Consider the following 12,253-nt stretch of genomic DNA (forward strand, 5'->3'; position numbering starts at 1 on the left):
ATTTCTTTCGGTGGAATTGGACGTGGCGGGTCCAAATGAGAATTGCGGCGGCGCCGTATTCTCATTTGACGACAGCGGGAATCTAGAGCGCGATATTCACAGCTTTGGTCTGGGTGTATTCGGCGATCGCGCCCTCACCGAGTTCGCGGCCCCAGCCCGATTGTTTGTATCCCCCGAACGGCAATGCGGTGTCGAACGCGTTGTGGCAGTTGACCCACACGGTGCCCGCCTTGATCTGCGCGGCCACCCGATGCGCGGTGGACACGTCGCGGGTCCACACACTGGCCGCCAGCCCGTAGGGCGTGTCGTTGGCCGCTTCCCTGACGCCGCGGTCTCGGTTGAACGGCACCGCGACCGCCACCGGCCCGAAGATCTCCTCCTGGTAGACGCTGAAGTCGCGGTCCACGTCGACCAGCAGGGTCGGCTGCACGTAGAAACCGGTGTCCCCGTGACGACCGCCGCCGGCCAGCGCGCGGGCACCCTGCGCGATGCCGGCATCGAGATATCCGGTGACCTTGCTCAGCTGCTCACGCGAGACCAGCGGGCCGATGTCGTTGGTGGGGTCCAGGCCGGGGCCGATGCGCAGGCTCGCGGCGTGCTCGGCGACGCCCTGCGTGAACTCGTCGAAGACGGCGTCCTCGACCAGCAGTCGCGTGCCCGCGGTGCACGTCTGGCCGTGGTTGAACAAGAAACCACTGGCCACGCCAGGGATCGCGGCCTCCAGGTCGGCGTCGGCGAAGACCACCTGCGGGCTCTTGCCGCCCAGCTCGAGGGAGACCTTCTTGAGGTTGCCCGATGCGGCGTTGACGATCTTCTTGCCGACCTCGGTGGATCCGGTGAAGGCGACCTTGTCGACGCCGTCATGTGCCGAAAGCGCGGCTCCGACGTCACCGAAGCCGGTCAGCAGGTTGAACACGCCGGCCGGCACGCCTGCCTCGGCGATGACCTCGGCCAGTAGCAGCGCCGTCAGCGGGGTCTGCTCGGCAGGCTTGAGGATGACGGTGTTGCCGCAGGTCAACGCCGGCGCGACCTTGAACGCCGCCATCACCAGCGGGAAGTTCCACGGGGTGATCTGGGCGCATACGCCGACCGGCTCGCGCAGCGTGAACGCGTGGAAACGCGCGCCGGGAGCCCACGGCACGGACACCGGGATGGTGCGGCCCTCGATCTTGGTGGCCCAACCCGCGTAGTAGTAGAAGATCTCCGCGGCCCAGGTGACGTCGACGGCCTTGGCGACAGCCACGGACTTGCCGTTGTCGATGCTCTCCAGCTGCGCGAACTGGTCGGCGCGCGCAGAGATGCCCTCGGCGATGCGCCACAGCACCTTCTGCCGCTCGGCCGGGGTCATGGCCGGCCAGGGGCCGTCCTCGAAGGCCCGGCGGGCCGCGGCGACGGCGCGTTCGACGTCCTCGGGCCCACTGTGCGGGACGGTGGTGATGACCTGCTCGGTGGCCGGGTCCACCGTGTCGAACCGCCGCCCGGACATCGCATCGACCCACTGCCCGTCGATGTACATCCGCCGGGGAACCGAGATGAAATCGACCGTGCGCGGGTCGAGATCTGTGCTGAGCGAGGCTGTCATGGGAATCATGTTTACGCCCCGATGTGGTGCGCGTCACCACTTATTTCAAATGGATATTCGGCGCATTGCGATTCTCATTTGAGAAACTCCGACAATTCTCATTCGGGGTCGCAGGAAAGGCCAGTTGACGGAGTCCGGACGCAACCATGGCCACCGGAACCCGGGCCTCGCGACGTCCGGATTCTCATTTCAAAATTTTTTCCGGCTTGGGCTGTGGCGGGGTCCCGCGATGGGCTACCTTGCGACGAGTGAGCGGCAGACGTGCCATGAAGAGCAGCTCGCCGGTCTCGGGGCTCCGGCGCGCTCAGCTGTCCTTCACCCAGGTGCTCGGGCAGTCGGTGTCGGCGGTGGCTCCGTCGGCCGTCATGGTCACGCTGCCCGCGCTGGTGATCCCGGCGGCGGGCTCGGCCACGCTTCCCGTGTTCATCGTGACGGCGGTGCTGATGGCCGCCGTCGGCTACTGCGTGACGCAGTTCTCCACGCGCATGGTCGCGGTCAGTGGCCTGTACAGCTACACGGTCAAGGGGCTCGGGCCGGTGCCGGGCATCGCGGCGGGATGGTCGGTGGTGATCGGTTACGCGGCGGCGGCGATGGCCAGCACCTTGGGCGCCGCAAGCTATCTCACCGCCCTGCTGGGCCGGCTCGGGGTGCCCGGCGGCGAACCCACGATCGCGGTGCTGGCCGTCGTCGTCGGCATCGTCGCCCTGACCCTGATGGTGCGCGGGATCCGGCTGTCCGCGCGAATCTCGCTCACCGTCGAGGTTTTCGCGATCGTGGCGGCCGCGGTGGTGCTCGTGATCGCCTTCACCGGGGCGGTGGCCGGTGGTCACGATCCGCCGGAAGCACCTGCTGCACAATCGCATTCAGCGCTGGGATTCGCCCTGCTGCTGGCCATCACGTCCTATGAGGGATTCGAGAGCGCGTCGACGGTCGCGCGCGAGGCACAACGGCCCTTCGTCACCGTCACCCGCGCGATCCGGTGGACGCCGGTCGCGCTCGGCGTGCTCTACACGTTCGCCGCGGCGATGCAATCCGCGGGCACCATCCAGGCAGGCATCGGCGCGGTGCCCATCGTGCTCAGCCTGCCCGACACCGCCGGCACCGCGTCGGTGGCGCTGTCCATCGTGATGGAGCTGGGCATCACCGCCTCGTGGTTCGCCTGCGTGATCGGCTCGACGACGGCGTTGTCGCGCACCCTGTTCGCGATGGGCCGCGAAGGCGTCCTGCCGTCGGCCGTTGGCGATGCGCACCCGCGTCACCGCACTCCGCACATCGCGCTCTACGTGGCCATTCCGGTGATCGTCGCGGTGCCCGTGGGCTATCTGCTGATCGTCGGCTCCCCCCGCGAGGTGCTGATCGGCCTGCTGGCGATATCGGCGCACGGCTACATCGGTGCCTACCTGCTGGCATGCCTGGCCGCGCCGACGTTCCTGCGCCGCATCGGCGAGCTCACCTGGGCTCCGCTGACCGTGGGCCTGACCACCGCGGCCATGATGGTCGCCATCATTGTGTGGGCGGTGCTGACCGTCGAATCGCCGGTGTGGGTCGCCACCGCCGTGTACGCCGCGCTGCTGGCAATCGGTCTCGGGGCCTTCGCCCTTCGCCGTCGCTCGCTACCAGACCTGGCCGAGCGGGTCGGTGTCTTCGACGAGACGGTGGCCGGTGACATCTTCGCCGACTACAACCCGTGGGAGGTACGTCGATGAGCCCCGCCGACGGAGCACTGTCGGGCCGCCAACCCAAGGCGGTGCAGAGTGCGCTGCAGGTCCTGGAGGCCGTCGCGCACGCAGGTGTGGGAGTGACCGCGAAGGAAATCGCCGATCGCCTGAACATGCCATCGGCGACCACCTACCGGTTGCTGAATCTCCTTGTCGCCGACGGTTACATCGTGCGGCTGCCGGACCTGTCCGGCTTCTCGCTCGGCCCGCGGATGGGCGTGCTGATCGATACCGCGGTCTCCCCGACGGTGTGCACGGCCGCGCGCGAGGTGCTCGGCGAGATGCGACTGTCGGTGCGGTTCGGTGTGCACCTGTTCTACTTCACCAACACCTCGGTGCGCATCGCCGATCCTGACGGGGAGTATCCGCCGCCTGCCGACGAGTCTGTGCTCAACCATCACCTGCATGCGTGCGCGGTGGGCAAGCTGCTGCTCGCCGAGAAGAGCGACGCGGACACGCTGCTGGGTTCACAACTCGGTGCGTTGACGGCACGCACGGTGACATCGAAATCCGTTCTTGCCGAAGAACTCCAGGCCGTGCGCCAGAACGATGCGGCCACTCAGACCGGCGAGCTGCGCGACGAATCGGCCTGCGTGGCGGTGCCGGTGCGGTCGGCCACGGGTGCGCTGGTGGCGGCGGTGGCGATGTCGGGACGATCCGATCAGACCGAACTGCTGAGCCGGCAGGTGCCGGTACTGCGGGAGTGCGCGGCGCGACTCAGTCCGCTATTGGCGTGAGGACACAGCTGTACGCCGAATGGCCAGTTGTTGCACGGAACTGCCGAAAAGCCGTACAACAACTGGCCATTCGGCCGCGAGCTAACCCAGCCCGAGGATCCGGACGCTTTCGGCCCGCATCTCGACCTTGCGTACCTTGCCGGTCACGGTCATCGGGAACTCTTCGACCAGCACCACGTAGCGCGGGATCTTGTAGTGCGCCAGCTTGCCCGAGGCGTACGCCCGCACCGCAGCGGCATCCAACGGGGCCCGGCCGGGTTTGAGCCGGATCCACGCGCAGATCTCCTCGCCGTAGCGCTCGTCGGGAACCCCGACCACCTGGGCGTCTTCGACATCGGGATGGGTGTAGAGGAACTCCTCGATCTCCCGGGGGTAGACGTTCTCACCGCCGCGGATCACCATGTCCTTGATGCGGCCGACCACGTTGCAGTAGCCGTCCTCGGCCATCACCGCGAGATCGCCGGTGTGCATCCAGCCTTCGGCGTCGATCGCCTCGGCGGTTCTCTCCGGATCGTTCCAATACCCCAACATCACCGAGTAGCCACGCGTGCAGAGCTCACCCGGCGCACCACGTTCCACGAGCTCGCCGGTCTCAGGGTCGACGATCTTGACCTCGAGGTGCGGATGCACCCGGCCGATCGACGAGGTACGCCGCTCCAGATCGTCATCGATGAGCGTCTGGCAGGACACCGGTGACGTCTCGGTCATGCCGTAGCAGATCGCGACCTCGGACATGTGCATATCGTTGACGCAGCGCTTCATCACCTCGACCGGGCACACCGAGCCCGCCATGATCCCGGTGCGCAGCGACGACAGGTCGCGACCGGCGAAACTCGGATGGTTCTGCATGGCGATGAACATCGTCGGAACCCCGTAAACGCCGGTGCACCTTTCGGTTTCGATGGCATCGAGCGTAGCGGCCGGGTCGAATCCTGGGGCCGGGATCACCATGGTGACGCCGTGGGTGGTGCACCCCAGGTTGCCCATCACCATGCCGAAGCAGTGATAGAACGGCACCGGGATGCACAAGCGCTCGCCCGGTGTGAGCTTGATACCCTCGGTGACGAAGAACCCGTTGTTGAGGATGTTGCGGTGGCTGAGCGTCGCGCCTTTGGGGAAACCCGTTGTGCCCGAGGTGTACTGGATGTTGATCGGGTCGGTGTTGGACAGCGTCGCCGCGCGGGCCGCCAAGGCCTCGGGCTGCACGGCACTGGCGCGCAGGCGATCCCAGTCGCCGGTACCCAGGAACACCACGTCGGCCAACTGCGGGGCCTGCGGCCGCACCTCGTCGACCATCGCCACATAGTCCGACGTCTTGAACGCCGTCGCCGACACCAGCAGCCGCACCTGCGACTGGTTGAGCACGTAAGCCAGCTCGTGGGTGCGGTAGGCCGGGTTGATGTTGACCAGGATCGCACCGATCTTCGCGGTGGCGTACTGCACAATGGTCCACTGCGCGCAGTTGGGCGACCAGATGCCGACACGATCGCCCTTGTCGATACCCATGCCGATCAAACCTCGTGCGACCACGTTGATTTCGTCGTTCAACTCGGCGTAGGTGTAACGCAGTCCCTGGGCCACGTCGACGAGCGCCTCGATGCCGGGATGCGTCGCCGCGATCCGTTCGAAGTTCGCCCCGATGGTCTCCTCGAGGATGGGAGTGTCGGTCGGCCCCGCGTCGTAGCTGCGCATCAGTCCACCAGATCCTCGTAGCGGTATTCACTGTCGATCGGCGTCCCCGATTGGTACGCCTCGTCCTCACGCCTGCGCAGCTCGACCCGGCGGATCTTGCCGGAGATGGTCTTGGGCAGCTCGAAGAACTCCACTCGTCGCACCTTCAAGTACGGCGCGAGGTGGTCGCGTGCGTAGGACATCACGTCTTTTGCGGTGTCGGCGTTGGCTTCCCAGCCGTCGGCGAGCGCGACGTAGGCCTTGGGCACCGCCAGCCGGGTCTCGTCGGGCTGCGGCACGACGGCGGCCTCCACGACCGCGGGATGCTCGATGAGCACGCTTTCCAACTCGAACGGCGACACCTTGTAATCGCTGGATTTGAAGACGTCGTCGGTGCGGCCGATGTAAGTGATGTAGCCGTCGGCGTCACGCGCCGCGACGTCGCCCGTGTGGTAGTAGCCACCGGCCATCACTGCCGCATTGCGTTGCGGGTCACCGAGATACCCGGTCATCAGGTTGACCGGGTGCGCGCTGAGATCCAGGCACAGCTCACCCTCGTCGGCGAGTTCGCCGCTGATGGGATCCACCAGCACCACCGGCACGCCGGGCATCGGCCGGCCCATGGAACCGGGCTTGACCGGCTGCCCCGGGGTGTTGCCGACCTGCAACGTCGTCTCGGTCTGACCGAATCCGTCGCGGATGGTCAGGCCCCATGCGTTCTGGACCCGGGCGATGACGTCGGGGTTGAGCGGTTCACCCGCACCCAGGATCTCGCGCAGACCTTCGGGTTTGGCGCCGAGGTCGGCCTGGATCAACATGCGCCACACGGTCGGCGGGGCACAGAAGGTATTGACGCCCGCGCGGCGGATCTGGTGCAACAGCGCCGCGGCATCGAACCGGCGGTAGTTGTACACGAAGATGGTGGCCTCGGCGATCCACGGCGCGAAGAAGCAACTCCAGGCGTGCTTCGCCCAGCCCGGTGAGCTGATCGCCAAGTGGACGTCCCCGGGGCGCACGCCGATCCACGCCATCGTCGTCAGATGGCCGACCGGGTACGAGACCTGGGAATGCTCAACCAGTTTGGGCTTGCTGGTGGTACCCGAGGTGAAGTAGATCAGCAACGGGTCCTCGACCGTCGTCGTCCCCACCCAGCGGATCGGTTCGGCCTCGGCGGCATCGGCGTAGGCGTGCCAGCCGGCGACCGGCGCACCCACCGCGATGCGCACGTAGTCACCGTCGACCTCGGTGAACTTGTCCGCGTCGGCGGCGTTGGCGATGACGAAACGTGCCCCGCCGCGCGTGATGCGGTCGGCCAGATCGGCCGGGCCCAACGCCCCGGTGGTCGGCATGGTGACCGCGCCGAGTTTGGCGATGGCCAGCATGGACTCCCACAGTTCGGTCTGGTTGCCGAGCATCACAATGACCCGGTCGCCCTTGCCGACGCCAAGGCCGTGCAGCCAGCCCGCCACCCGGTCGGAGCGGTCGGCCATCTCGGCAAAACTGATCCGCTGCTCGCTGCCGTCCTCCTCGACGATCCACAACGCAGTCCGCTCGTTGTCCCGTGCGATGACGTCGAACCAGTCGGTGGCCCAGTTGAAGGTGCCCGTGATCTGCGGCCAGGAGAAGGCGTCGACGGCCTTGTCGTAGTCGGAGATCGCCGCGACGAGCTGGTCACGGGCGGTACGGTAAAGGTCCGAGTTCGTCGCTGGCTCGTTCATGACAGTTATGCTCTATGTCACAGTTGTCCGTCCGCTACCCCCGAAAGTGGGTATCCGCCATGCGCCCCTCGCTGCTGCGGCCGCGTGACGCCGACGCGGTGCGCGCCGAACTGCGCCGCATGGCTACTGACACGGGCCTGCCACTGGCGTTCGGCGGGGAGGTGCACGGCGACGCGCTGTTGCTCAGCGAATTCATCGGCACCCGCACGGGGGCCATGCGCGGGCTGGCGGTACGGCCGAGTGCGGGGCTCGGCGGGGCCTCGATGGTGGCGCGGCGGCCCATCGCGGTGCCCGACTACCGGCGATCGGCGACCATCACCCACGACTACGACGAGCCGGTGCTGACCGAGGGCATCCGCTCCATCCTGGCGGTTCCGGTGGTGGTCGACGGCGCGGCGCGGGCGGTGCTGTACGGCGCGCACCGCAGCAGCGCCCCGATCGGCGACCGGACGGCCACCGCGATGCTGACGTCTGCGCGCCGGCTCGCCGACGAGCTGCGTGTGCGTGACGAGGTGGACCGCCGGATGCGGCTGCGCGAGGCACAGCTGGCCAACTTCGAGGGCCAGCCCGCCGACACCGAGCAAATCCGTTCGGTGTACGCCGATCTGCGCCGGCTGGCCGCCGACACCCCCGCGCTGGCGGTTCCCCTGCGTGATCTCGCCGACCGCCTGGCAGGCGCGCTGCGTGGTGACGCCCCGGCCAGCGCGCCGCTGACCGCGCGGGAAGTCGACGTGCTGGCGCAGGTCGCGTTGGGCTGCACCAACGCCGAAGCAGCCCAACGCCTTTCGCTGAAGCCCGAGACGGTGAAGAGCTATCTGCGCAGCGCCACAGCCAAACTCGGGGCGCGGACCCGGCACGAGGCGGTGTCCAAGGCCCGCAGGCTACGTCAGATCCCCTGACAGGTAGCGCTGAATCGTCGGGCCGATCGACGAGATGATCTCCTCGCGCGTCATATCCGCCACCGGCGCCACCGCGAGCACGAATCGGCACAGAGCCAGCCCCATCATCTGCGCGCCGACCAGACCGGCACGCCGCTCAGCCTCACCCGGGGGGGCCAGCCTCGCGACCACCGGCACCAGCTGAGCCCCGAAGATCTCCCGCATACGTTGGGCCGCTTCAGCATTGGTGGTGGCCGAGCGCAGCAGGACCGTGAGCGCCTCGTCACCCTCCCAGCGGTTGAGGAAATGCGTGACGAGGTGGCGTCCCACCGTGGCCGGGTCGACCGCCGTGAGATCGGGGAACCGCAGATCGAATTCCGATGCGGTCGCGAAGAGCTTGTCCTTGTTGCCGAAATACCGGATCACCAAGGCGGGGTCGATGCCTGCGGCCGCGGCCACGGCCCTGATGGTCGTGCCCTGGTAGCCCGTGGCGGCGAACTGTTCGCGGGCCGCGGCGAGGATCGCCTCCCTGGTCCGATCGGCTGAACGCTTCATGACCGACAGCATAAGTCAACAGGTGTTGACACGGGGACCGATCGGGCGCACCATGGAGCAAGTCAACAAGCGTTGACATGTTCGACAGAAAAGGGCTCACCATGCAATCCACCGACGTCCTGGTGATCGGAGCCGGCCCGACCGGCCTCACCCTCGCCGCCGACCTGCGCCGACGCGGGGTCGACGTGACCGTCGTCGACAAGCTGCCCGAAGGCGCCAACACCTCGCGCGCCGCCGCCGTGGCCGCCCGCACGCTTGAGGTGCTCGAGGGTCTCGACGTATCCCGCCGCATGATCGCCGAAGGGCTCGTCACGCCCCATTTCACGATGCGCGACGGTGAACGCGTGCTGATTCCCGTCGACTTCAGCACGCTGCCGACCGCCTACCCGTTCACCCTCATGCTGTCCCAGGCCGACACCGAGCGGATCCTGCTGCAGCGCCTCACCGAACTCGGCGGCACGGTGATCCGACCGCTCGGGCTCGAGCGGCTCGACCAGGACGACGACGGCGTCACCGCAACCTTCACCGACGGCACCGCGATGCGGGCGCGCTACGTCGTCGGCGCAGACGGCATCCACAGCCGGGTACGTGACCAAGCCGATATCGGGTTCAGTGGCGGCGAATACCCGGAATCGTTCGCGTTGGCCGATGTCCGGCTGGCGGCACCACTGGACGACGAGGGAGTGATCCTGTTCTACGCGAAATCGGGCCTGACCGTCGTCGCGCCGTTGCCCGACGGCGTGTTCCGCATCGTCGCACCCACCGCCGACGCACCGGAGTGCCCGACCGTGCCCTACGTTCAACGCCTGCTCGACCAACGCGGTTTCGGGCCGGGGAAAACCGTTGTCACCGAAGTCATCTGGGGTTCGCGGTTCCGGATCCAGCACCGGGTCGCCGACACCTATCGCGCCGGCCGGCTGCTGCTCGCCGGCGACGCCGCGCATGTCCACAGCCCGGCAGGCGGGCAGGGCATGAACCTGGGCATCCAGGATGCCGTGGCACTCGCCGACGCCCTTGCCGCCGTGCTCAGCGGGGCGCCCGAGCGCATGCTCGACGACTACAGCGCGGCGCGCCGGCCGATCGCCCTGCAGGTGCTCGCACTCACCGGGCAGCTCACCCGGGTCGCCACGCTGCCACCGCTGCTGCGTCCCGTCCGCAATGTGCTCATGGGGTTGGCATCGCACCTTCCCGTGGTGCGCCACCAACTGGCGTGGCGCCTGAGCGGTCTGGTCTACCGCTGAGCTGATGCGACAGGATGGCACACATGGCTGCCATCAAACCGTTCCGCATCGACGTCCCCGATACCGATCTCGCCGACCTCAAGGATCGGCTGGCGCGGACCCGATGGCCCGAGGCCGAATGCGTGGACGACTGGAGCCAGGGCATACCCCTGAGCTACACGCGCGAACTCGCCGACTACTGGGCGAACACCTACGACTGGCGCACCCGCGAAGCCGGCCTCAACCGCTTCGACCACTTCACCACCGAAATCGACGGCCTGGGCGTCCATTTCATCCATCAGCGATCGCCACACCAGGATGCGTTCCCGCTGCTGATCACGCACGGCTGGCCCGGCTCGATCGTGGAGTTCCACAAGGTGATCGAGCCGTTGACCGAAGCCGGGTTCCATGTGGTGTGCCCGTCGCTGCCCGGCTACGGCTTCTCCGACAAACCGACGACGACCGGCTGGGGCGTCGCCAAGATCGCCGAAGCGTGGGACGAGCTGATGGTGCGGCTGGGGTATGACCGCTACGGCGCGCAGGGCGGCGACTGGGGTGCGGCGGTGACGACGCAGATCGGCCGCAATGTGGGGCACCGGAGCAGCTCCGGCGGCGACCTCAGCCACTGCATCGCCATCCACGTCAACATGCCGATCGCGCAGCCGCCCGCCGAAGGCGTCGGTGAGATGACCGAAGATCTGCAGAAGGCGCTCGCCCGCATCGAGTACTACCGCAAGTGGGACTCGGGCTACATGAAGCAGCAGTCCACCCGGCCGCAGACCCTCGGCTACGGTCTGACGGACTCTCCCGTCGGCCAGCTGGCCTGGATCGTGGAGAAATTCTGGTCGTGGATGGACTGCGACGGGAACCCCGAGAACGTGGTGTCCAAAGACGAAATGCTCGACAACATCATGCTCTACTGGCTCACCGCGTCAGCAGCGTCGTCGGCCCGGCTGTACTGGGAAAGCCACGACACCTGGGGCGGCGGCGGATACGTGAGCGTGCCCACCGGTATCGCGTCCTTCCCCTTGGAGATCCTGCGGGCGCCGCGCGCCTGGTGCGAAACCGGCTACAACGTCACCCATTACACGACCATGCCGCGCGGCGGACACTTCGCGGCCTTCGAGCAACCGGAGTTGTTCGTCGAGGATGTGAAGGCCTTCTTCGCCACCGTGCGCTGAGTTTCCTTGCGCGAGCAGACATGGCGGTGCGCCAAATCCGGCGTGTCGCGTACCGCGGTGTCTGCTCGCGGGGAAACGGGACGGGCTAGCGTAACGGCCATGGATGAACTTACGGAAAGCGCATCAAGTTCTATCCATTGGGACACGACGATGCGACCACCATATTCGTCGACGCGGCTGATGTGGTGTACGACAACACCATTCCGTACGACCTCCGATTCTTCGAATTGCTCGACCGGTTCGTGCAACGCGAACCCTGGCTGCAGCGCGACCGCGTGATGATCTCGATCCTCAAGTCGATCGGCATCGAGAAGGGGACGCCGTTCTCCCCCGACGCCGAACTCACCACGGTGCTGAACTCCGCCGCGGCCGCAGCACACGACTGGCTCGAAGCCAGCTATCCGCGGTTCTTCACCACACCGTATTTCGAAGGCACGCACTGGGCTGTGCCCGCCTCACCCGAGGTGGTGCGGGGCATGCAGACCGGATTCGCCGATGCCGACAGCTATCCCGTCGACGATCGCGGTCTGCTGTACTCCTTCATCTACTTCAGCGCCAAACACCTTGGCCAGGGCCAGTTCCACGTGATGACCATCGCCGACAAGGACGGCCGACCGCTCGACGGTGACCAGACCTACCGGCTACGGGTCCCTGCCGACCCGCCGGTGTCGCTCTACTGGTCGGCCACGGTGTACGACCGTGCCACACATGCGCTGATCCGGGACCTGCCGTACGCAAGCCGCTCGTCGCATCGACCCGATCTGATCACCAATCCCGACGGCTCGGTCGACGTGTTCATCGGACCGTCCGCACAAGAGTGCAACGTGGCCAATTGGATTCCCACTGCACCCGGCGGCCGGTTCGAGGTGTTGTTCCGGCTGTACGGGCCGCAGCAGGCCCTGTTCGACAAGACCTGGCAGTTGCCCGACATCGAAAAGGCATGACAGCAAACACGCCCGCCGATCAGCTGCCAGGATCTGTTATTACTGGCTA

At 67.1% G+C, this 12,253-nt stretch carries 10 protein-coding genes; 6 read left to right on the plus strand and 4 right to left on the minus strand.

Features of this window, described 5'->3' with window-relative positions:
• Positions 1–82: 82 nt before the first annotated feature.
• Positions 83–1,582, minus strand: coding sequence for an aldehyde dehydrogenase family protein (locus A5784_RS21950; RefSeq protein WP_064947010.1), 1,500 nt, complete (start codon positions 1,580–1,582; stop codon positions 83–85).
• 248 nt (positions 1,583–1,830) lie between these two features.
• Here A5784_RS21950 and A5784_RS21955 point away from each other — a divergent pair, with 248 nt between their 5' ends.
• Both A5784_RS21955 and A5784_RS21960 read left to right on the plus strand, forming a co-directional pair.
• On the plus strand, positions 1,831–3,288 hold the full coding sequence (locus A5784_RS21955) for an APC family permease (RefSeq protein ID WP_064947011.1): 1,458 nt from the start codon (positions 1,831–1,833) through the stop codon (positions 3,286–3,288).
• Positions 3,285–4,037 (plus strand): IclR family transcriptional regulator, encoded by a 753-nt coding sequence (locus tag A5784_RS21960; RefSeq protein ID WP_064947012.1) that lies wholly within the window; start codon positions 3,285–3,287, stop codon positions 4,035–4,037. Before A5784_RS21955 ends, A5784_RS21960 begins: the two co-directional genes overlap by 4 nt.
• 81 nt (positions 4,038–4,118) lie before the next feature.
• Here A5784_RS21960 and A5784_RS21965 read toward each other — a convergent pair whose 3' ends face one another.
• Positions 4,119–5,729, minus strand: coding sequence for an AMP-binding protein (locus A5784_RS21965; protein ID WP_064947013.1), 1,611 nt, complete (start codon positions 5,727–5,729; stop codon positions 4,119–4,121).
• Positions 5,729–7,426 carry an AMP-binding protein gene (locus A5784_RS21970; RefSeq protein WP_064947014.1) on the minus strand — a complete coding sequence of 566 codons (1,698 nt, stop codon included), beginning with the start codon at positions 7,424–7,426 and terminating at the stop codon, positions 5,729–5,731. Before A5784_RS21970 ends, A5784_RS21965 begins: the two co-directional genes overlap by 1 nt.
• 14 nt (positions 7,427–7,440) lie before the next feature.
• Here A5784_RS21970 and A5784_RS21975 point away from each other — a divergent pair, with 14 nt between their 5' ends.
• Positions 7,441–8,325, plus strand: coding sequence for a helix-turn-helix transcriptional regulator (locus A5784_RS21975; RefSeq protein WP_232006186.1), 885 nt, complete (start codon positions 7,441–7,443; stop codon positions 8,323–8,325).
• On the opposite strand, the gene A5784_RS21980 is transcribed toward A5784_RS21975, so the two are convergent.
• Positions 8,308–8,859 (minus strand): TetR/AcrR family transcriptional regulator, encoded by a 552-nt coding sequence (locus A5784_RS21980; protein WP_064947057.1) that lies wholly within the window; start codon positions 8,857–8,859, stop codon positions 8,308–8,310. The genes A5784_RS21975 and A5784_RS21980 overlap by 18 nt on opposite strands.
• Positions 8,860–8,960: 101 nt before the next feature.
• On the opposite strand from A5784_RS21980, the gene A5784_RS21985 reads away from it, so the two are divergent.
• The 3 genes from A5784_RS21985 to A5784_RS21995 all read left to right on the plus strand — a co-directional run bounded on the left by A5784_RS21985 (position 8,961) and on the right by A5784_RS21995 (position 12,204).
• Positions 8,961–10,100 carry an FAD-dependent oxidoreductase gene (locus A5784_RS21985; protein WP_064947058.1) on the plus strand — a complete coding sequence of 380 codons (1,140 nt, stop codon included), beginning with the start codon at positions 8,961–8,963 and terminating at the stop codon, positions 10,098–10,100.
• A 23-nt stretch (positions 10,101–10,123) separates the two neighbouring features.
• Entirely contained in the window at positions 10,124–11,260 is a 1,137-nt protein-coding gene (locus A5784_RS21990) for an epoxide hydrolase family protein (RefSeq protein WP_064947016.1), read from the plus strand.
• A gap of 137 nt (positions 11,261–11,397) precedes the next feature.
• Positions 11,398–12,204 (plus strand): DUF1214 domain-containing protein, encoded by an 807-nt coding sequence (locus A5784_RS21995; protein ID WP_232006189.1) that lies wholly within the window; start codon positions 11,398–11,400, stop codon positions 12,202–12,204.
• Positions 12,205–12,253: the final 49 nt, after the last annotated feature.

The organism is Mycobacterium sp. 852013-50091_SCH5140682 (assembly GCF_001665685.1).
Taxonomy (GTDB): domain Bacteria; phylum Actinomycetota; class Actinomycetes; order Mycobacteriales; family Mycobacteriaceae; genus Mycobacterium.